General features: G+C 54.5%; 14 protein-coding genes. 3 read left to right on the top strand and 11 right to left on the bottom strand.

Going from position 1 to position 20,754, the window contains the following annotated elements; genetic code table 11:
• Positions 1-12: 12 nt before the first annotated feature.
• Both parM and PFH44_RS03010 read left to right on the top strand, forming a co-directional pair.
• Positions 13-969 carry a plasmid segregation protein ParM domain-containing protein gene (gene parM, locus PFH44_RS03015; RefSeq protein WP_045853399.1) on the top strand — a complete coding sequence of 319 codons (957 nt, stop codon included), beginning with the start codon at positions 13-15 and terminating at the stop codon, positions 967-969.
• A 9-nt stretch (positions 970-978) separates the two neighbouring features.
• Entirely contained in the window at positions 979-1,350 is a 372-nt protein-coding gene (locus tag PFH44_RS03010; protein ID WP_283824255.1) for a plasmid partitioning/stability family protein, read from the top strand.
• Between the two features lie 101 nt (positions 1,351-1,451).
• Here the strand turns inward: PFH44_RS03010 and cbpM are convergent, their stop codons facing one another.
• From cbpM to PFH44_RS02995, 3 genes are all read right to left on the bottom strand, one after another.
• Complete coding sequence (gene cbpM, locus PFH44_RS03005; protein ID WP_041143674.1) at positions 1,452-1,757, bottom strand: chaperone modulator CbpM; 306 nt, start codon at positions 1,755-1,757, stop codon at positions 1,452-1,454.
• Positions 1,757-2,674, bottom strand: coding sequence for a curved DNA-binding protein (gene cbpA, locus PFH44_RS03000; protein WP_283824254.1), 918 nt, complete (start codon positions 2,672-2,674; stop codon positions 1,757-1,759). The genes cbpM and cbpA overlap by 1 nt, the downstream gene beginning before the upstream one ends.
• A 139-nt stretch (positions 2,675-2,813) precedes the next feature.
• Positions 2,814-3,476 (bottom strand): TerC family protein, encoded by a 663-nt coding sequence (locus PFH44_RS02995; RefSeq protein ID WP_283824253.1) that lies wholly within the window; start codon positions 3,474-3,476, stop codon positions 2,814-2,816.
• Positions 3,477-3,711: 235 nt separating this feature from the next.
• Here PFH44_RS02995 and PFH44_RS02990 point away from each other — a divergent pair, with 235 nt between their 5' ends.
• Positions 3,712-4,503 (top strand): DsbA family protein, encoded by a 792-nt coding sequence (locus PFH44_RS02990; RefSeq protein ID WP_283824252.1) that lies wholly within the window; start codon positions 3,712-3,714, stop codon positions 4,501-4,503.
• A gap of 119 nt (positions 4,504-4,622) precedes the next feature.
• Here PFH44_RS02990 and PFH44_RS02985 read toward each other — a convergent pair whose 3' ends face one another.
• From PFH44_RS02985 to PFH44_RS02950, 8 genes are all read right to left on the bottom strand, one after another.
• Positions 4,623-6,638: a TonB-dependent copper receptor gene (locus tag PFH44_RS02985; protein ID WP_463671532.1), complete on the bottom strand. Its 2,016-nt coding sequence runs from the start codon at positions 6,636-6,638 to the stop codon at positions 4,623-4,625.
• Between the two features lie 132 nt (positions 6,639-6,770).
• Positions 6,771-7,211 carry a DUF2946 domain-containing protein gene (locus tag PFH44_RS02980; RefSeq protein WP_283824250.1) on the bottom strand — a complete coding sequence of 147 codons (441 nt, stop codon included), beginning with the start codon at positions 7,209-7,211 and terminating at the stop codon, positions 6,771-6,773.
• 104 nt (positions 7,212-7,315) lie between these two features.
• On the bottom strand, positions 7,316-8,323 hold the full coding sequence (locus PFH44_RS02975; RefSeq protein WP_283824249.1) for a FecCD family ABC transporter permease: 1,008 nt from the start codon (positions 8,321-8,323) through the stop codon (positions 7,316-7,318).
• A 2-nt stretch (positions 8,324-8,325) separates the two neighbouring features.
• Positions 8,326-9,075 (bottom strand): class I SAM-dependent methyltransferase, encoded by a 750-nt coding sequence (locus PFH44_RS02970; protein WP_283824248.1) that lies wholly within the window; start codon positions 9,073-9,075, stop codon positions 8,326-8,328.
• Positions 9,072-10,019, bottom strand: coding sequence for an ABC transporter substrate-binding protein (locus PFH44_RS02965; protein WP_283824247.1), 948 nt, complete (start codon positions 10,017-10,019; stop codon positions 9,072-9,074). The genes PFH44_RS02970 and PFH44_RS02965 overlap by 4 nt, the downstream gene beginning before the upstream one ends.
• Complete coding sequence (locus PFH44_RS02960) at positions 10,019-12,106, bottom strand: TonB-dependent siderophore receptor (RefSeq protein WP_283824246.1); 2,088 nt, start codon at positions 12,104-12,106, stop codon at positions 10,019-10,021. The genes PFH44_RS02965 and PFH44_RS02960 overlap by 1 nt, the downstream gene beginning before the upstream one ends.
• 684 nt (positions 12,107-12,790) lie before the next feature.
• Complete coding sequence (locus PFH44_RS02955; protein ID WP_283824245.1) at positions 12,791-16,948, bottom strand: non-ribosomal peptide synthetase; 4,158 nt, start codon at positions 16,946-16,948, stop codon at positions 12,791-12,793.
• The gene (locus PFH44_RS02950) at positions 16,945-20,754 is read right to left on the bottom strand and encodes an AMP-binding protein (protein ID WP_283824244.1); all 3,810 of its coding nucleotides are present in this window, start codon (positions 20,752-20,754) and stop codon (positions 16,945-16,947) included. The genes PFH44_RS02955 and PFH44_RS02950 overlap by 4 nt, the downstream gene beginning before the upstream one ends.

Below are 20,754 nucleotides of genomic sequence, written 5' to 3'. Positions count from 1 at the left end.
CGGAGCGATACGATGCGCATTTTTATCGATGATGGTTCAACCAATATCAAAATGCTGTGGGAACAAGATGGTGAAACATTGACCCATATCAGCCCGAACAGCTTCAAGCGTGGATGGTCTGCCACCTTCGGTACCGGGAAGCCCTATAACTACACCGTGGATGAGGAGAAGTACTCCTTCGATCTGATTACGCCGGATGCGTTACCGACCAACAATATCGAATGGCAGTACAGCCCGCTGAACTCCATCGCCGTGCATCACGCGCTGCTGACCAGCGGTATTGAGCCGCAGGATGTGGAGATCGTGGTGACGCTGCCGCTGACCGAGTTTTACGACGAAGATGCCCAGTACCGCCTCGACAATATCGAACGCAAGAAAAAGAGCCTCCGCCGCGCGGTCAAACTGAACAAAGGCGAAGTGTTCAATATCACCAAAGTCACCGTGCGTCCGGAGTCTATCCCGGCCGGTATCAGCCTGTGTGATGAGCTTAAACCGTCACACTCCGTGCTGATTGTCGACCTGGGCGGTACCACGCTGGATATCTCCATGGTGGCCGGTCAGATGACCTCGGTTTCGCGCATTTTTGGCGACCCGAAGCTGGGCGTGTCGCTGGTGACCGATGCCGTGAAGCTGGCGCTGGCCAGAGCGAATACCGATACCTCCAGCTACAACGTCGATCAGATCATCATTAACCGCGATGACGATGCCTATTTAGCCGACAACATCAACGATCCGGATGCGGTCTCCGATGTGAAAAAGGTGATTGCCGGAAGCATCGAGCGCCTCACCACGCGCGTGCTGACGACCATTGATAGCTTTAAGGGCTATTCTCACGTGATTGTGATTGGCGGCGGCGCGCCGCTGGTGGCGGACGCCATCCGCGCGCGGGTTGGCCTGCGCGACGATCGCTTTGTGGTTGCTGACGAACCGCAGTTTGCGCTGGTTCGCGGTCTGAAAATCATAGGCTAAGGAGCGGGTATGACTCTGGAACGCAGAAAAGTTCTGATTTACCTGCGCCCGGATATCAGCGCCAGCGAGCGCTTTGCCGATGCCAAAATTGAGGCCCACCATCGTGGCGATCGCGGCGAAATGTCGCGTACTGCGTTGCTGGCCGGCCTCGCGCTGGGGGAAATTGACGGCCGCTTGCCGTCAATGCTGGCGGCTTTACTGGCGGAAGATACCCGGCCGGAGATGTTGCGTACGATGCTGGCATCATTTCTGGAAATTCAGCCCGCAGCCGCGGTCTCTGCGCCGAGCGTTGCGCCTGCGTCACCGGCACCGGCGGCTGAAGAGGTGAAGGAGACGGAGAGCATTTCCGCCCGTAATCTTGCCGGCTCGCTGCCGGATTAGGCGCCCGCTTTCGCGGAGAGCGGCTTAACGCCTTAGTCGGGCGGCGAGAGAAGTTCATTTCGTCGCCCGACTCAGCCTGGCGCAGGCCGGGAATGGGCGGATCAGCTGTGGGTCAGAAAGCGCGCCAGCTGCTGGTGCAGCAGCCGGTTTTCGCGGGTCAGGCGCGCGTTCTCATCCAGCAGCGTCAGCGCCACGGCGATGCCGGGCCAGTCCAGCTCCAGCTCGCGGCGCAGGCGCACCGCGCGGTGCATTATCGTTACCGCGCTGTCATCGAACAGCCAGACCTCGGTTTGCGGCTGGCGCGGTTCAATCATCCCCAGACCGACAATTTCGCTAAGCTCGTCCTCAGAAATACCGGTGTGCAGACAAAACTCGGTGATTGAGAACGTCACTGTCATCTTAGCCATTATGCTTTCCCCCATGTTTTACGCGGCTCAAAGCTCGCCTCTGCTTCCGCGAGCTGCTGCCAGAGCGCGCTGGCTTTTTCATTTGGTTTCGGCGGCATAACGATTTTTATTACCGCAAACAGGTCGCCGGTGGCGGTTTTGCTCGCCAGCCCCTTGCCTTTGATCCGCAGGCGTTGCCCCGGCTGGCTGCCTGGGGGGATTGTCAGCAGGATGCTCTCTTTGAGGGTGGGGACCGTCACCTTTGTGCCGAGCGCGGCTTCCCACGGGGCCAGCGGCAGGACGATTTCCAGGTTATGGCCCACGATATCGAACAGCGGATGCGGGGCCAGATGGATAACCAGCCACAGGTCGCCATTCGGGCCGCCGTTCTCGCCCGGCGTACCCTGGCCCTTCAGGCGGATGCGTTGGCCGTCGCTGACGCCGGCGGGGATTTTTACGTTCAGCGTTTTAGGCGTCTCGCTCTCGACCATGCCGAAAATGTTATACACCGGCAGCCTGTAGCTGATGGTTCTGTTCTGCTCGGCGAGCGTCTCTTCGAGGAACATCGCGACTTCGATTTCTAAATCGTGGCCGCGTGCGGCCTGCTGGCGCCGGGCGTGGTGCGCCTGCTGGCCAAACATCGATGAGAAGATGTCGTCGAAGTCCTGCTGGCTGTAGTTCTGCTCGTGGGAGGCCTGCTGTTGGCCAAAGTGCGGGTCGTTGCGGTGCTGCCAGAGCTCGTCGTATTCGGCACGGCGCTGCTCATCTTTCAGCACCTCCCAGGCTTCGGCAAGATCTTTAAACTGGGCTTCAGCATCGCTCTCTTTGCTGACGTCGGGGTGATATTTACGAGCCAGGCGACGGTAGGCGGTCTTAATGGTTTTGAGATCGTCCGTTGGCTTAACCCCTAAAATGGCATAATAATCCTTTAATTCCATATCGTTATCTCATCTTTACAGAATGGGGTGGTAACAACTTTCCCATTAAGCTTAGGGCAAATGAGCAGGCGCGTGAGAGGAATGTGCCTGAAACTTGACGCCGTCGGGATCGACGGCGAAAGAGGGGGTGGCGGGTGGCCTAACGTCGGCGCAGCCCGGCGGCGATGACCAGCGCGGCACCGGCGGCCCCGGCGATGGTCGGGAGCGCGTCCGGCGCCACGGGGAACAGGCGAATAATGGTCGGATCGGTGACCAGCATGGCGCCGGCAATCCAGCCGATGAGCGCGCCGCCCAGCAGGACGACGGGCGGAAAACGATTCAATATCGCCAGCACCAGCTTACTGCCCGCGACGATGATCGGAATGCTGATCAGCACCCCCAGCGCCACCAGCAGCAGGTGGCCTTTGCCGGCGGCGGCCACGGCCAGGACGTTATCGAGGGACATAATGACGTCCGCCACCGTGATGGTGACGGCGGTGCGCCACAGGCTGCCGGAACTGCTGACCTCTTCGTTCTCCTCCTGATTGGCGACCAGCTTGATGCCAATCCACAGCAACAGCAGCGCGCCGACGATTTTTAGCCACGGTAAGGAGAGCAGATAGATGGCCACGGCCAGCAGCAGCACGCGGGCCACGATGGCGCCAAAGGTGCCGATAACGATCGCTCTGGTGCGCAGGTGCGGCGGCAGCTTGCGGCAGGCCATGGCAATCACCACCGCGTTATCGCCGCCAAGCAGCAGGTCGATAGCGATGATTTGCAGCAAAATGACGGTAAAATCCCACTGAATAACTAGCTCGTTCATGCCTGACTCATCTAACCGGGAATACGCCCTTCCCAAGGGTAAAAGGAGGGAAAAGGGTACCCCCGTTCGTCCGCGTTGACCACCGTTAGGGAGCATATGAACGGCGGCGCGGCTGCCCAGGATTGAAAAATAAAGTTACGAATCAATGCATCGCCCGATGATTATTCGCCGGTAAAGGATGCTACTTTGTCTCAACAGACTTACCTGCCATTTACCTATCGCAAGGATCATTCTCATGTCCGGCTCTAAAAAAATAGTCACCATCGCCTTGATTAGCGCCACGCTGCTTCCGGCCCTGGCTATGGCGGCTGACGCCCCCGCTGCCACCTTTACGCCGGAGCAGGAAGCCCGTATCGGCAAGATTGCGGCGGATTATTTAGTCGCCCATCCGGAGGTGCTGCTGCAGGCAAGCCAGAAGCTGCAGCAGATTCAGCAGGAGCAGCAGGCCAGCGCCGCGACCCAGGCGGTGATTAAGAATCAGGCCGCGCTGACCCAGGATAAAAATACGCCGACCTACGGACCGGCGGATGGCAAGGTCACGGTGATCGAATTCTTTGATTATCAGTGCATTTACTGTAGCCGTCTGGCGCCCGTGATGGAGCAGGTGATTAAGGAAAATCCGCAGACCCGTTTTGCCTTTAAAGAGTGGCCTATTTTCGGCAGCCGCTGGGAAACGTCGCTGACCGCGGCGAAAACCGGGATGCAGATTTATCAGCAGCTGGGGGCGAAAGCCTACCTGACCTACCACAACGGGATTTATGCCACCGGTCATAACGAGGGCAAGCTGACGGCGGCGGATATTCAGCAGCAGGTGAAGAAGGTCAACTTCGACGCGAAGAAGGCCGCGGACGTTGAGCCAGCGCTTGAGGCGACTAACGAGCTGGCGCAGGCCATCGGCCTAAGCGGCACGCCGGGCGTTATCGTGATGCCGACGACCGGCGCCACGGAGGCGAATATTACCGTCTTCCCGGGCCTGGCGGATAAAGACTCGCTGGATGCGGCGATTAAGAAAGCCGGCGGTAGCTGATTGCCGGGCGTGGATGAGGTTAATAAACCCCGGATGACCGGGGTTTATTAGCGCTGAGACTCGCTGGCGGGATAGCGGACGCGGCACGGTTTTCCCGGCCCGTAAGGGCCGGTAGCCTGTCAGAACGTGACGTTCAGCTTGCCCCAGAACGTTCTTCCTGGTTCGTTTACCGACGTATTTGCTGAGTAGCCAAAGCTGCTGTTCCCGGCCAGATTTAAATGCTCGCTGTAGGCCTTGTCGAACAGGTTATCCACGCCCGCGCTCAGCTTAACCGACTTGTTGACCCGATACGCCGCGTTAGCTGAAAAGACCGCAAAACCGGCGCTGTTGGCAAAATCCTTGCCGACGACGTTGCCTTCGTTGATGGCGACGCGATGCTGGCTGCTAACCATACGCAGCAGCCCGGTGCTGCTCCAGTCGCCGCGTTCCCAGGTGAGCCCCAGCCGCGCCTCCAGCGGCGGGATTTGCGGTAGCGGCTGATGGTCAGCGGTATTTTGGCCCCATGAATAGGCCAGGCTGGCGTCGGCTTTCCAGGCGTCGCTGAGCTGGTAGCTGGCGCCGGCTTCGCCGCCCATAATGGTGGCATTCACGTTATCGACCTGGCTGATATAGGCGTTGCTGGGGTCATAGCGGAAGAGAATAAAATCGTTCACCCGCCCAACATAGGCCGACACCCAGCCGTTAAGCCGCTCCCCTTTGTACTGCGCGCCGATATCAATCTGCGTCGTTTTTTCCGTTTTGACCTTATCAAAGGCGTCGCTCGAGCCGTCCGGTCCGTAGGTTGGCGAGAACAGCTCCCAGTAATCGGGGAAACGCTCGGTGTAGCCGATACCTGCATAGAACATGACCGGCATCCGCGCCAGGTTGTGCTCGAAGCGGGCAAAACCGGCGGGCAGCGTATCGGTTCGCTCCGCGGACCCCGTGCCGCTAAAGTTGTCGACCAGCACCCGATCCAGCCGCGCGCCGCTGACCACCTTACTCTGTTCCGTGGCGTTCCACGTCAGCTCGCTGAACAGACCGTAATCATGGAAACGGGCGTCTTTCGCCCAGCCGTCGTCGCCCTTGCTGCGGTGGGTATTGAGCTGCGTATCGGCGCCGCTGCGTAGCTCAAAATCAGACCACAGCCAGGTCCCCATCATCCTGCCGCCTACGGTTCTGCGGTCCAGCTCCATCGCCATCGGCATGCTCATATTCATCGAGGAGTCGGAATCCATCCCGCCCCCCATGCCGCCCATCCCGCCGGACATATCCATACCCGACATGCCGCCGCCGGGCGAGCGCAGGGAGTAGTTGTCCATGACATGATCGGCGTAGTTGTAATAGATATTGGCTTCGAACTTGTCGAAGACCTCGCCAATATTGGACTTTTCGACGCGCATGCCGAGGCTTTCGCGTTTGAAGCGGGAGCCATCCATGCTGCGCCCGGCGTAGCGGGCTTCGCCATCCCCTTTGCCTGCCGTGAGCTCGGCCAGCGTATCTTTGTCCGGCGTCCAGCCAAGCGCCATATCGCCGTTCCACTTATCCCATTTTGCCGGGACGCGATCGCCATTCCCGTCCTTGTAGTCATCCGCGCGCGATTTATTCCCCGTCAGGCGCAGGTAGCCCAGCTCGCTCCCCAGGCTGAGGTCCGCATTCTCATCCCAGCGGTTATTTGAACCGGCCAACAGGCTGGCCGTGCCCTGAATGCCAGGCTTGTCGAAACGAGGCGGCTCGCGGTCAAAGCGCAGGGTTCCGGCTGAATTTCCCGCTCCCCACAGTACGGTTTCCGGCCCTTTAATCAGCGTCAGGAGATCGTAGCTTTCAGGGGAAATATAGGAGCTGGGCGCGTCCATGCGCGCCGGGCAGGCGCCCAGCATTTCGCCATTATTGGTCAGGATGCGCAGGCGCGATCCGAACATGCCGCGGAAAACGGGATCGCCGTTGGTCCCGCCGTTACGAATCTGCGAAAAGCCGGGGATCGTTTTCAGGTAATCGGAGCCATCGCTGGCGGGGACCGGCTGACGCGGCGTTTTGGGCGAGGTGACGATCTCCAGCGGAGAGGAGACCGGCGCCGTGACGATCATGACGGCGTCATCTTGCATCGTATCCTGATGGTGCTGTTCATCCGCGGACGCCGCGTTTGCATGCAGCGTCATCAGGATCAGAGAGGCGAGCGGAGTGCGCCCGAGAGTAAGTTTTTTCATTACATGGCCTGCTGTTTTTCTGGCGTAGCAATACCCTGCCCATCGGGTGAGGGGCAAAAGCTGCGCAATATCGGTTATTAGTGATTAAACGAAGCGAGAAAAACCGCAGGGGGGCGCGCGGGCGCGCTGGGGCGTCCAGGCGCGGAAAATAGGCGCGCAGGCGATCGGAATTAGCGGCGTACTGACCACAAAAAGCAGCAGCAGCCAGAGCAGCATCGCCAGCAGTAGCTGGACAAACGGCAGATGGACCAGCAGCTGACAGTAGCCGCAGGCGATCTCCTCCATCGGCGACATCGCCTGACCGGACATCATCTGGTGATCCATGGCGGCAGTTTCTTCGCAGCGTGACGGCATCGGCATGTCATGGTGCATACCCGGCATGGACATGGAAGAGATGGCGGAGGAGTGCTGGCAGGCGGCCTGGCGGGCAATGGACTTCGAGATGACGGGGGCAACGAACAGCATCGCGATGGCAAGCAGCGCCAGCCATGCAGCGATGGGATAAGTTCGTGTGCGTTCGTGCAAAATGCAGCCAGATGTCAGAGTAATTTGACTGAGTGTATCTCATTCGCATTTTGAATGTTACAAAAATCCAGGACGCTTATTGCGCGGCTGCTCTGCGCCGCCGGCTATCGCGACGTACGGGCGATCAGAAAAAGAAATACCGGCACCCCGAGCATCGCCGTCAGGATGCCGACGGGGAGTTCGCGCGGCGTAAACAGCGTGCGGGCGAGGGTATCGGCCAGAACGCTAAAGATAGCACCGCACAGCATGGACGCCGGCAGCAGCGCGCGATGGCGGTATCCAATGAACATGCGGGCGATATGTGGCACGGTCAGCCCAATAAAACCGATAGCCCCACAGCAGGCGACAACCACCGCCGTTAACAGGGTCAGCAGGCAGTACATCGCCAGCTTGATAGTACCGACCTCCACGCCGAGCGACACCGCCGTCGCGCTGCCGAACGTCAGGACATCCAGCTCTATTGCCCGCCACCAGCAGATGAGAAATATCGGCAGCAGCGCCGTAGTGCAAAGCGCTACCTGCAGCCAGGATGCCTGAGCGAAGCTCCCCAGCAGCCAGAACATCACGCCTCGCGTGGTATCGGCATCCGTTTTCCAGAGGGTAATCAACGACGTGGCCGCAGAGAGCAGCTGCGTCACGGCGACGCCGGTCAGCACAAAGCGGCTGGACTGGCCGGATAGCGATTTACGCGCCATCAGCAGCACCAGAGAAAAAGCCAGCATGGCGCCGCAGAAAGCGCCGACAGGCACCGCGGCCCAGCCCACGCTGAGGCCGAGCGCAATGACCAGCACCGCCCCGAAGCCCGCGCCGGATGAAATGCCCAGCACCCAAGGGTCGGCAAGAGGATTGCGGGTCAGCGACTGGAGAACCGTCCCGGCCAGCGCCAGCGCCGCACCGGCGAGGGCCGCCAGCAGAGTCCGCGGTATGCGCAGCGACCAGACGATTCTTTGATGAAGCGTTCCCGCCGTATCGCTATGCCAGTAGCCAGCCAGCACGGCGTGCGCCACCTCCTGCATGGAGAAGGTCACCGGGCCATACATTACGGCAATGCACAGGGCCAGCAGCAGCGCCGGAAGCAGCATGGCGAGACGCAAAGCGGGGGAACGCAGCATGATTATTTCCAGCCGGCGACGATATAGTCATCGAGGAATTGCCAGAGCGTGCCGGTTTCCGTAAAACCGGCCTGACGCAGGGCGGCAAGCTGGAATTCTACCGTGGTGGCCAGCGGCGTCGGGCGGTCGGCAAAAATGGCGGCGCGCGCATCGATGACCTCGGCCAGCTCGGGATAGCGGCTGGCCGCGGTAAACCAGCTGTCCCAGTCCTGCACGCCGGCGGCCCATGCCTTTTCCTGGGTGCTGTCGTCATGAGTCCTGGCAAGCAGCGCCTGACGCGGGTTACGCTGGTCAAAGCGCTGGTGGTCGGCGTTCATGAACATCCCACCTTCATCCAGCAGGTTAAAGACGTTGCGATAAAGCGCTACCTGCTGCTCCGGCAGCAGCCAGTGGATGGCGGTGCTGGAAACCACGGCCTGGGGTTTACTGGCGATGACGCTGAAGCAATCTGCGGCTGCCATATCGCCGCTGAAGAACTGAATGCGCCCCCGGTATTCCGCCAGCGCTTCTTTAGCCAGCGTCATCAGCAGCGGATCGAGGTCAATAGCCGTGACGGTTGCCGCCGGAAAACGTTGCAGAAGACGCAGGCTGAACGAGCCCGGGCCGCAGGCCAGATCCACCACGTGGAAGGCTTCTCCATAGCTCATCGCCAGCACATCCAGCGCGGCGTTATAACGTGCTTCACGGTGGGCGATGTAGGCGCTTTGTTGTTGATCCCAGTTCTTGAGTAATTCGCGGGCGGGAAAGGTCATGGTTGTTCCTTAGCGTGTATTTGCGTGACAAGCCGATGTAGGGCCAGAACCGAACGCGCGGAGGCGTCCATGTCATAGCCGGGTAAGATGATGTAACGCTTTGCTTTCACCGCCTTCATGCCGGCGGTGAGCGGGTGATGCTCAAGAAAATCAATTTTGCTGCGGGCGCTGTCGCCGGCTCCGCCTCTGCGCAGGTCGCCAAGAATCAGGTAGTCAGGATCTCGTTCGGCGACGACTTCCCAGTTCATGGCGGGCCACAGCTCCTTGCTATCGGAAAAGATGTTTTGGCTGCCAATGGTCCGGGTTAATAGCTCCGCCGCGCCATGACCGCCGGCCACGTAAGGGGTCGCCGTCCCGGAGTACCACCACATCAGCGTTCTCGGCGGCAGCGTTATGCGGCTGTCGGCGGCAACCCGCCGCTTCAGCTCAGCGATCAGCACCTCGGCGCGCGGCTCTACGGCATAAATACGCGCAATATTGCGCAGCTCGGCATAGATGCTGGCGAAGGTGGCGGACGCAGGGGAAGCGCTTTGCAGGCCATTGCACATCCCTTCGATCAGCCAGCTTTTGATTCCCCATTCGGCCATCCTTTCACGACCGGCGGTTTCCGGGCTGTTAAACCAGTAGTAGCTGCCGGAATAGATAAAATCGGGCCGGGAGGCCAGCAGGGCTTCCGCCGACCAGGGTGCATCATCGAGACGGGCGGTTAGCGGTTTGTACCAGGGAGACGGCGCGGTATCTTCATCCGGCCGATAGCCGACGGCGCTGATAATGGCATCGCCCAGACGCAGTGCGAGCATGTTTTCCATCGCGGTCGGCATATAGACCACGGTCCGCTGTGGGGCTCGTTCAAACGTCCAGGCGTGCCCGCAGTTTTGCAAGGTCACGGGATGGGCAAAGCTGGCAGAGGCTGCCAGCAGGGCGAGGGCGGCAAGGCGTCTCATCAGAAGCGCATATTGATATAGGCTTCATAGGTGCGGCCTGGTGCAATCATCTCCTGTCCGGCATAGGTTCGCTGCCAGGTGTAGAATCGATCCGTCAGGTTGCGCACGCGGGTGCCCACGATGACGTCCTTCAGCACGGCATAATCGGCGTTCAGGTCGAGAGTGGTGTAATCACCCATTTTGTTGGTGTTGGCGTCATCGTTATAGCTGCTGCCCACATAGTGGAGCTGCGCGCCGAGGCCCAGCCTGTCGGTCGGCATATAGCGCCCGGCAATATTTGCCGTCCACTCCGGAACGTAGCGCGGCCGGTTGCCGGAAAGGTCCTGCGCACCCTGTTTGAAATCGTCGAAGCGGGCGTGGGTATAGGCGGCATTACCTGTCAGCGTGACGTTATCCAGCGGCTTAAGCGACCCGCTCAATTCGATGCCGCGAGAGGTCTGCTTGCCAACCGCGTTCCAGACCTCCGCCTGGGTTGCCGACTGCTGGTAAAGATTCTTTTTCTGCAGATCGTAAACGGCGAGCTTTATTGCGCCGCGGGCGAACGTCCCCTTTACGCCCGCTTCGTACTGCCGAACGTCGGTAAGGGGCAGCGACGTCTGTTCGGGGCTGATAAAGAAGATATCGCTGCCGGGTTCTTTACCCGTTGCGTAGTTGGCATACAGCGTCCAGCTATCGTTAATGGCCCAGCTCGGCCCCAGGCCAAAGCTTATGAAGCTATAGTTCCGAGCACGGGTTTGATTATCCTGCTGATAGTGCCAGTGCGTGTCCAGATTGGTGTAGCGTGCCTGGCTTAGCAGGGCGACGGCGTCGGTGATATTCAGGTTGTCTTCCAGCAGCAGGGCGTACTGGTTCTGGGTTATGTGGCGGACGGGCGAGCGCATCCTGCCGCCGGCGCCGGTGCGGAAATCACCGGCAGCCGGGTCGGTCAGGAGAACATCTTCCCCGCCCGGAAAACCGTTGGAATAGTACTGGAACTCACGCTTTGAAAAATCGACGCCGGCGGTCACGCGGTTGGCGAATGACGCAATCGGGCGATCCCAGGTGACCATGGTCCGGTTGCCCGTCAGCTTGTCATCGTGCGCAAGATCGCCATAAGAATCGCGGGTCACGTAGCCTGCTTTCTGCGCCGGATAGTAGCGCTCAACGTTCTGCCATTCGCGGAAGCCTTTGTAATAGTAGAACTGGTTTTCAAAGGTTAAATCAGGCGTCGCGTACCAGGACTGGGTCGACTGGAACGAGGTCGCCTGGCTGCGGATATGCGCATCCTGAAGGTTGTTGTAGTTCAGGTGACGTAAATCGCGATCGACTTTGCCGTTGATCACCGGCGTGCCGAAGTAGGGATTGCGCATGTCCGTTAAGCTACGGTCGATATCAAAGGTTATCTGGGTGTTAGCGGTCGGCGTCAGCAGAAGCTGCGCGCTGACGCGCTCCGGACGGCTGCGCTCTTTCTCAACCTGGGTGCCGGTACTGGACGCGCTGACGTCCACGCGGCCGGCGGCCATCCCCTCAACCAGCGTGCCGCCCGCGCCGATATGGGCGCGATGGCTGTTATAGCTTGACCAGCTATAGTCGGCCTCCACCGGCTGGCGGCCGAAGGTGGCTTTGCGTGAAGTCAGGTTGACGCTGCCGCCAGCGGAGCTCAGGCCGTTCAGAACCGAGCCGGTGCCGTAGAGGATGTCGACGTTTTCGTAATGCACCGGATCGGCTATTTGAATCGTGCTGCCGGGTACCGCCACGCCGTTTAGCAGCCAAGAGACGCTCGAGAAGCCGCGCAGCGAAACGCTGTTTGAGAGCGTTGGCGAGCTGGTGCCGGACATTCCCGGCGCGCTCTCGACGACTTCGGTGAGGGTCCGTTTGCCCTGTGCCTGGATAGTTTTCGCGCTGAGGGTTTCCGTATGGCGCGGCGTCTGTTTATCGCTCAGGCCGAGGCGAGAGGCCGAACCGGATGAGAGAAGCGCCGAATCGGCCAGGGCGGCATCGTCGGACGCACCGCTACCGGTGACCACCAGGGTTTCATCTGCGGCATAAGTCAGAGGTGCAATGTTTACTGCGACTGCGAGAGCCAGCAAAGAGGGCTTAAGTTTCATCGTTCGCCATTAAATTATTAAATGTTATGTTATAACGTAACATTTAATGTGAGAGAAAAAAAGTAGGTCAATGCGATTGGGTGGGGAGGGGGCTTTTGAGGCAGCTTTATGAAAAGTGCACGGTGGCTGCAGTTGCGAGGATGTTCCGCGCCGGACGTGCGGGCTTGTTTAACACGGTTGCGTTTAGCGGTGCAGGGCTCGGAATCATTTCCACGATTAACATTCTGTTTGCTATGAGTTCCAGTTTTTCTGTGTATTTGTTGGGTGAATAGCCGCAGACGCTTTAAAAGCGTCAGTGGCTATCCCTCGGTTATTAATAATAATGTAACGGTCCGATCGGCTGAGGAAATGTGGAAGGGCCGTGCGCTATGATAATGTAGGTAATATTCAGCCATGCAATTACGCTATTGATATGTGCTTCTTATATTACGCTAGTCCTTTTTCTAAGGAATAATTAATCGTTAATGTCAGGTGTTGTACTTTTCCGATAGCAGAAAAATGCAACAAGTAAGGTTGAAAAAATAACAGACTGAATTAATGTTGCAGTAAACCTCTTTTCTTCGGGATAACAGAGTGAAAAAATATATCCACTAGCGAGTAGTAAGTGAAAAACGAATAAAACCAGCATTGCCATAGTTTCATTTTTACCCTTTAGTATTGTTGTTTCATTTCTTCTTCATCAATTTATTCACGAAATGCAGATGTTGATAAGGTGTCAAGTATTTCGTGCAATTTCTGCTGAAGCCCGGAGTTATTTAGGATACTGTAATGGTTTTCCTTGCACCAGTGAACCTGAACGTTACATGAAGATTGCTTTTTCCATCTTTGTATAAGATCGGGATGTTTACTCCGCCGATTTTCACTTAGCCACAACGTTAATGGAATCGAGAGTTCGGGAAGAGTCCCTGCATTTTCTGTAAGTTCGAACGATCCTTTTATCGCGCGACAAAAAGCTACGGCATGCTCAAGATTAATTTTATCGCCAACAATTGACTGATTCCTGACGTAGTATTCCCTGACTTCGTCAGTAAAGCTGTTTTGGGTATCCTTTGCTTTACGCTGACACAAATCACGTGCAATTCCCAGGGAGTCAAAAAGGTTCAGGTAGCACTGCGCAATGCTGAAGCGGCGTTTTTCCAACGGATTAGAAGAAGGCAGGGGACTGTCGATGGCGATAGCATGAGCAAAAGGTGAGCCTTGTTCTGAAGCCAGTGCGGCCATATGAACTGCGAGCTGTCCGCCTAATGACCAGCCAGCGATTATGGCTGTGCCGCGCTCATTTCTCGATATGGAAGCCAGATGGGAGACTGCCAACTGATACAGGGACAGTGCATCGTGGGCCTCATACTCCGCCAGACATGGGCTGGCGATTGTTATGACATTAGCCCGGGAACCCAGCTTTTTGATTAAGCTGGAATACTGATGGACGTGGCCCCCTGCGCCGTGGACCAAATAAAGTGTAGCCAGTGAAGGCTGGTTCACTATTTCTGACGGCATTGACAGCGCCAGTGGTCGATTTTGGTGGATACGTTCAACCAGCGACGAAAGCTGCTGATAACCGAGTATCTCCGCCAGCGACAACTCAACGTCCAGTGTTCGCTTAATTCTTCCCTGTAATATGATCCCTGAGAGTGAGCACCCACCGTTATCAAAAAAACTGGCGTGTAGATTAATCTGGTCCGGAGAACAATCCAGGACCTCTGCCAGTAACCTTCGCAGGTTCAATAGCTTGGGTGTGGCAACAGCATCGAGAAGAGGACGGGCCTGATGCGTTGCTATAACCTGAGATAACTGTGAGCGATCGAGCTTACCATTACGTGAAAGCGGGATACGTTCCAGGATATGGTAGTGGGCTGGGGCCATGTAAGCGGGTAAGAGAGCCATCAAATGTTTCCGTATCTGCTCTTCTGCATAATTGATAGATTTTCCCATCGACGTCAGCGTGATATAGGCGTCCAAATGACGGGTATTATTGCCATTGCTGTGACAAACAACGCAGGCTTCTGCAACCAGTTCGCTGCTTTTGAGTGCGGATTCGATTTCGCCCAGTTCAATACGATAACCCTGTACTTTTACCTGCTGGTCTTCGCGTCCGAGAAATTCGATGTAGCCGCTGCGGTGCCAGCGGCCACGATCGCCCGTACGATACAGGCGTTTGCCAGACTCTGGGCAGAGCACAAAGCTCCTGTCGGTGGCCGGCCGATCGCGCCAGTATTCCCGGGCAACACCTGCGCCGCCGATAAAAATACCACCGGTTACGCCATAACCGCATGGTGCCAGTTCTTCATTCAGTACCCACATGCTTTGGTTAGGCAGTGCAATGCCATAAGGGATGGCATTTCTGTATTGTGTATCTCGCGTCAGAGGATAGTGTATTGACCAGATGGCACCCTCGGTTGCGCCGCCAAGACTGATGATGGTCGAATTAGGGAATAACCTATGAGCTTGTACGACCAATTGCGGCGAAATGCGATCCCCACTTAGCCATATCTGCTTTAATCCAGGTAAGGATATGATGTTTTTCTGCTCGCAATATTGCACCAGCATCTGCAAAACAGCGGGAACTGAATTCCAAATGCTAATTTGCCGTTGTCGTATCTCGTTCAACCATGCAGCCGGCTCTCGAGATGATATCGTTGGCAGGGTAACTACCGTGGCGCCAGCGAGCCAACTACCGAACAGATCGTAAACTGAGAGATCGAAAGACAAATCAGCGATGGCTAATACATTATCCTGAGGTGAAACATTAAAAATCCGGTTCATTGTTAGTAGGGTATTGGCGATAGCTCCGTGCTCAACTGCAACGCCTTTAGGCGTTCCCGTCGTCCCCGACGTATATATAACATAGGCCAGGTCGTCAGTATTCCCTGGGGTGAAATGAAATTCATCGCGCTGGTAAGCCGTGGAAAAAATCGTTTTCAGAGCCTGAGTGCGAAGCCCGGACGGGTAGCGGGAATGCGAAGATGAGGCGTTATTCAGGACGCAGTCGCAGCCTGAGAGATGGAGAATGTCTGCGGCGCGTTTATTAGGTAGCCCATCGGTCAGTGGCAGATAAGCGCGTCTGGCTAAAATGATACCCAGCGTGGCGATAGCCTGCTGAGCACCGCGAGGAATATCGATAGCAATCAGTGCTTGTCGGGTCGTGTGTATTTTCAGCCACTGCGCAATTATGCTGGCGCGCTTTAGCAGTTCGTCATAACGCCACACGCGAGCCCCTTCAGTCAGTGCAGGCAGGGCTGCATATTTCTCACCCGCATGCCATAACCACTGCGCTAAGTTCTGGTGAAGAAATTGCGGCATCTCCGTTCCCACGGAAAGAGTATGAAGTTGTAGGGTATCGTTAGCAGCTGACAGGATATATCGGTCAACGGGTTGTTGTGGATTGTGAGCTATTTGTTGAAGTAGCAGGGCATAGCTCTCCGCCAGGGCTCTAATACGCTGAGGTGCGAATAATCTATTATTGTATTGCCATTCCAACTGAATCCCCTCTGCGGTGGAGATGACTTCCAGCACCAGGTCAAACTTAGGTGGAACGTAACTTCTCGGTAGTGCTGAAACTTGTGCTGAGCCAAAATGCAGTTCATTAGTTTTCCGATGCTGGCAGACAAACATAATCTGGAAAATGGGATGAAACTTACCGCGAGCAGGTCTAAGTTGCTCTATCAGAAAAGAAAATGGCAATCCCTGATGTTTAAACGAACGCGCGAATTTACAGATACTCTTTTGTAATAACGTACAAAAGCTCTCATCAGAGTTGATTTGGAACTGCCAGGCAACGGTATTGACGAAACTACCTATAGCGGTGTTTAACCCGGGATCGCTCCTGTTGGCGACCGGACTCCCTATGACCACTCGTTCAGAGCCAGATTCTCTGGCGATCAGTAAAGCAAAGGCCGTATGTAGAAGGGTAAACAGCGATGTACCGGTACGCCGGGAAAGCTGTGTCAACGACTGCTGTAATGCCTCTGCCATGGATGCCCTGACGATATTCTCCGTTTTGTTCGCTGAACTGATGGCGATATCGTATTCCAGAGAGTGTTTTGCTGGTGCGTGATGGAGCTCATCACGCCAGAATTTGAGGCTGTCGGCGACATTCCCGACGGTAAAAAAAGGATCCTCTAGAAAACGAAAGAATGCGTGGCTGCTGTCGGAACGGGTGACCCCCTCTCTGGAGTTGTAGTTACAGCTGAGTTCATCGAGCAGTAAATTGGCTGTCCAGCCATCTACGACGCAGTGATGAAAGGTCAAAAACAAACAGTGATGTTGTTCGCTTTTCTTCAGAATCAGACAACGTAGCGGCAGTTCACCACTGAGGTCGAACGGAACACTGCATTGTGCCTTCAGGGCTTCTGTTACCCTTTTTTTCTGTTCCTCTTTATCAGCGGTGCTAATGTCTTCCTGATGTACTTCAATAGTGACAGAATTGGGATTGGCGATGTCGACAGAGATCTCTGCGTCATTCAGCCGGTAAAGACCACGAAGCGCGACATGGCGTTTAAACAGTGTTTCCAGAGCAGAAAACAAACGTTCCGGTTCAAAGTGGCCGACGATCTCTCTGGCTATCGGGATATTATACACGGCGCTGTTTTTGGTAAAATTCTCATATAGCCACAAATATTGTCCAGCATAACGGCTAACGCTATAACCTGATTTTTTTATCCTGGGCTGGACAGATTTTGTTGGTGCACAGGTGGAAAGGAATTTGGTGATATCCGACTGTGCCGCACTGATTTCGGCACCCTCTATATTTTCGATCTCCGGCCGTTCAGGTGATAACCTGCCGAATTTGGCACCTTTTTTCGCCATGTCTATAAGTTTGACCAAACCAATCATCACACTCATGAAATTAATCCTTTTTCTTTTATACCAGAGACTGTGAACACGGATTCTGTCTGACTGCGAGCGGAAACCTTGTTAAGCCAGTCAGAGAGCTCGCAGAGTTGCATTCCGGGGTTCTTTGCCTGTGCAGTAGCGAAAGCGGTATGATTGTCGATATTTTCAGCATCTTCAATACCTGCGCTTTTTAGCACGCAGCAGCTGAGTTGTTCGTAGGCGGTATCAAACCGGATGTGTGGGAAAAATCCCAGCTGGATACTGAGAGCGATTAATTCGGTTATACCCTCATTAATTTTCAGAAGATGAGGGCCCGCCTTTTGTATTAATTGTACCCTTTCGTTTTGGTAACCGTGTAACAGGTCCTGATCCAGTCTGCCGCTAATTCCTGCGTCGTGCAGGATAATTATTTGCTGAACCCGGCCTGACAGCATGAACAACAGGGAAGGTAGGGAATGGAGCCAGGCTGCATATTGCGATGGTACTTCCGGTACGTTGAAAACGGCAGAGGCCAGAGGCTGACCTTTTGTCAGGCGAATCTCATTTTCCGATGAGATAATTCGAACTTCATCCCCGGTGGCAATGCGGTCCAATAAATACCTTTCATCCGTTCCGTCAGGTTTCTGGATAAAGATCGTAGGGGGAAAGGGGGTATTAATAACAGTGGTCAGACAGCGGCTAATGGCACAGCGTATGTCCAGGTGGCGTTGACTAAGTCCGTAACGAGAGTGAGCCAGTTGAGCCAGGTGGTGATAAAATACCGTAAGCTGCGGATTTTCAAAAATATCGCGCATATTCAAATCAAGCCGGCAGACGCTGTTTAAAGTATTAATAATTTTGATGGCTTGAAGTGATTCTCCTCCGAGAGAGAAAAAGTCTCCTTCATCGCTGCCCAATGTTTTCATCCATGTGTCATGTACCAGGGACCTGAAAGTTGCTGGAGGTAGCTCGCTTTCTTGCGTAAGTCCGGGGGGGTGCCTTTCAAGAGTCCGGTAATCAATCTTGCCGTTAGCCAGCTTTACCAGCGGCATATGATGATAGACAAAATGTTTTGGTATGTGAGAATTGGGCAGTTTTCCGTACAAAGTGTGTCGCACTGACCCATCCAGCGGATGCGGGCTATGATAATGCGCGATAAGCGCGACGCCTGTATCAGTGCTGTTGGACAGCACGGCGACTTCGACAATATTCGGTAGCTTAGCGATGCAACTTTCTGTCTCGCTCATATTGACACGCTGGCCGGCAATTTTTGTTTCTCGCACCTTTCGTCCCAGAAAAAGTAACTGCCGGTCGTTACCCATACAGGCAATGTCTCCGGTGCGATAAGCAGGAATTTTTTGCTTATTAACTTCAAGCAACACGAATTTTTCGGCTGTTAGCTTCGGTTGGTTCAGGTATCCCATACTGACGGTAGGCCCGGCTATTAGTAGTTCCCCGGTATTACCGAGAGGGACGGGTATGAGGTTTTCACCAACGATAGCGGTAAGGATGCCATCGAGAGGGGTACCAATCGTAATAGGAGTATCGTCGTTTTTGGCTTCCGCTGTTGTTACTACTACCGTTGCCTCAGTTGGGCCGTAGGAGTTGATCAATCTTCTACCACTCGGATTGTGTAAAAACCAGAGTGACCGGGCACGTTCCGAAAGGCTTTCTCCGCCAACTATCACAGTCGTTATGGTTGGCGGTAACTGTAACTTGCTACCGAGCGCAAACAGCATTTCGTTAAAGTAGGCTGTAGGAATATCAAGCAGGTTGATGCGATGCGTTTCGCAAAAGTTAAACAACGCCGAAAAATTATACACTGTTGCATCAGGCGGGATGTACAGGCTGGCACCCGATGCGAGTGTTACGAAGATTTCCTCTATGCTGGCATCAAAAAAGAACGGAGCGAACTGTAATACACGCTCGGATGGAGTGAAGCCGTAGCGTTCAATTGCCGCGGAAATAAAAGCATTCAGCGAATGCCTACTGCACATCACACCTTTAGGGGCACTGGTGGAGCCTGACGTAAACATGATATAGCCGATCCCTGGCGGCAGTTTTGTGTAATTATCGGGTTCCCGGTGCCGATAAATAGTTAATAACGGATTATCGAATTCCAGTTTCTGCCAGTGGGTTAAGCTATTGAGGAGATTCTTGTGTTTAAACGTCTGTCCGGTGATTAAAATTGCATCGTTGAATTGTTCGAGAAAACGCCGATATTCCACATCATCGGCTCCAGAGTTCAAATTAACGAATGGTATATTCAGTCGCAGTGAGGCTAGCATGCAGATGATGGCTTCCGGACTTTTAGGCCAATCAATTAAAACCACCGTATTTGGCGTAATTAGCGCGCCTAAGCTCTCGGAGCAGGTAATGATATACTGCTGCAACTGTGCATAGGATATCTGGCTAAGCGACGCCGAAGTGTGTTCTGGTGTACAGATGGCAAGGAGTTCCGGAGCATGATTTACGGTATGTTCAATACAATGGAGAACATCACTGACCTCACTATTGCTTAGGTTACCACTGAGTGAAAGTGCAAAGTGCTCTCTTAACTGCTGAAGAGAAGTGCTCCCTTTCTTTGCATGCAGCAACCTGTAAAGCTTCTGTATTGCCTGACAGTGCTGGATAAGGTTCGCCCGATCGTAAAGCCCTGAGTCAGCGTCAATTTCAAAACGAAGCATTTCATTATCAATATCTGGACGAATATTAAAGACCAAATCATGAGCGTTCCCGGATCGCAAGTTGCGCACCAGACTATGTTGCTCCGATGAAAACGAGGTTACAGATTCGAAGGGAATAATATTCACGACGATATTAAATAATGGTGACAGGTTGAAGTGGCTCCGCAGATTTTTTATTTCTTCATAACGAAAGTCCTGATGCTTCTTGATCTGTTTGAGTTCACGTTCAATTTCGCACGCCAGCTGCCGGCCAGTGGTATTTTCATCCAGAGTGAGCGTCAGCGGAAGGACATTGGTTTTACATATCAGCGCATGTCGCATAAGATGCCCTGTACGTGCCATCATTGGGATACCGATGACCTGTGATTTTTCCCCTGAGCATAAATACATATATACCATCACGGTCGCAATGAGTTCCGTTAACCACGATGGCTGGTTATCTTCTGAAGAAAATAATCCCGTAGGGCACGCAAAAGAATCTGCATAACGAATTACACGTCCCGAGGACATATTTTGGCGAGCAAGTGTTGTCGGATCGGGTAGGCGAGGAACAATGCTTTGCCAGAACTGTTTGTCCGACTTATAGTTTACAGACTCGCGGTAATCCGACTCTACCCTTAACAGAGGGTCTATTGCCGAAAGTAGGGTCACATCAGTTTGAATTGATAGCTGACACCGGTAGGCCTCCGCGACCTGATGAATAAACAGATAGGTACCATACCCATCAAGCAGAATATGATGACTACAGAAATACCATAGGACATGGTTTTCTCCCAGAATGATAATTTTCTGTCTGAACAATGGAGGATTGCTCAGAGAGAATGGGAGTTCCGCATCTTGCTCCATCATCATTATAGCATTGAATATACCGTCGTCGTTATGTGATAGATCCACCGTTTCCAATGGAAAATCGCATGAAGAGTCATATTGATAAGGAATGCCATTATTCTCTGCGAATCCAAAGTTCAGTGTTGGGTTTTGGCTTATGACCATAGAAATAGCGCGTTTTAGGCGGTCTATTTCTATAGGGTGAATGATTTCAACATATTCTGATATATTATAGGTGGACTTGTTTTCGCCGATTTTGCTACCATAGTAAAAACCAGATTGTGAATCCAGTAATTTATTTTTTATCATTTTTTCACCCAA

The organism is Klebsiella sp. Ech2A (assembly GCF_030078455.1).
In the GTDB taxonomy this organism is placed as follows: domain Bacteria; phylum Pseudomonadota; class Gammaproteobacteria; order Enterobacterales; family Enterobacteriaceae; genus Klebsiella; species Klebsiella terrigena.
Note: the sequence above shows the minus strand (reverse complement) of the source record. Positions and strands in the feature narration are given on the sequence as shown.

Bases quoted from the DNA above. Each gene is read 5' to 3' on its own strand.
- parM (WP_045853399.1), top strand. From the start codon at position 13: ATGCGCATTTTTATCGATGATGGTTCAACCAATATCAAAATGCTGTGG.
- PFH44_RS03010 (WP_283824255.1), top strand. From the start codon at position 979: ATGACTCTGGAACGCAGAAAAGTTCTGATTTACCTGCGCCCGGATATC.
- cbpM (WP_041143674.1), bottom strand. From the start codon at position 1,757: ATGGCTAAGATGACAGTGACGTTCTCAATCACCGAGTTTTGTCTGCAC.
- cbpA (WP_283824254.1), bottom strand. From the start codon at position 2,674: ATGGAATTAAAGGATTATTATGCCATTTTAGGGGTTAAGCCAACGGAC.
- PFH44_RS02995 (WP_283824253.1), bottom strand. From the start codon at position 3,476: ATGAACGAGCTAGTTATTCAGTGGGATTTTACCGTCATTTTGCTGCAA.
- PFH44_RS02990 (WP_283824252.1), top strand. From the start codon at position 3,712: ATGTCCGGCTCTAAAAAAATAGTCACCATCGCCTTGATTAGCGCCACG.
- PFH44_RS02985 (WP_463671532.1), bottom strand. From the start codon at position 6,638: ATGACGCTGCATGCAAACGCGGCGTCCGCGGATGAACAGCACCATCAG.
- PFH44_RS02975 (WP_283824249.1), bottom strand. From the start codon at position 8,323: ATGCTGCGTTCCCCCGCTTTGCGTCTCGCCATGCTGCTTCCGGCGCTG.
- PFH44_RS02970 (WP_283824248.1), bottom strand. From the start codon at position 9,075: ATGACCTTTCCCGCCCGCGAATTACTCAAGAACTGGGATCAACAACAA.
- PFH44_RS02965 (WP_283824247.1), bottom strand. From the start codon at position 10,019: ATGAGACGCCTTGCCGCCCTCGCCCTGCTGGCAGCCTCTGCCAGCTTT.
- PFH44_RS02960 (WP_283824246.1), bottom strand. From the start codon at position 12,106: ATGAAACTTAAGCCCTCTTTGCTGGCTCTCGCAGTCGCAGTAAACATT.
- PFH44_RS02955 (WP_283824245.1), bottom strand. From the start codon at position 16,948: ATGAGTGTGATGATTGGTTTGGTCAAACTTATAGACATGGCGAAAAAA.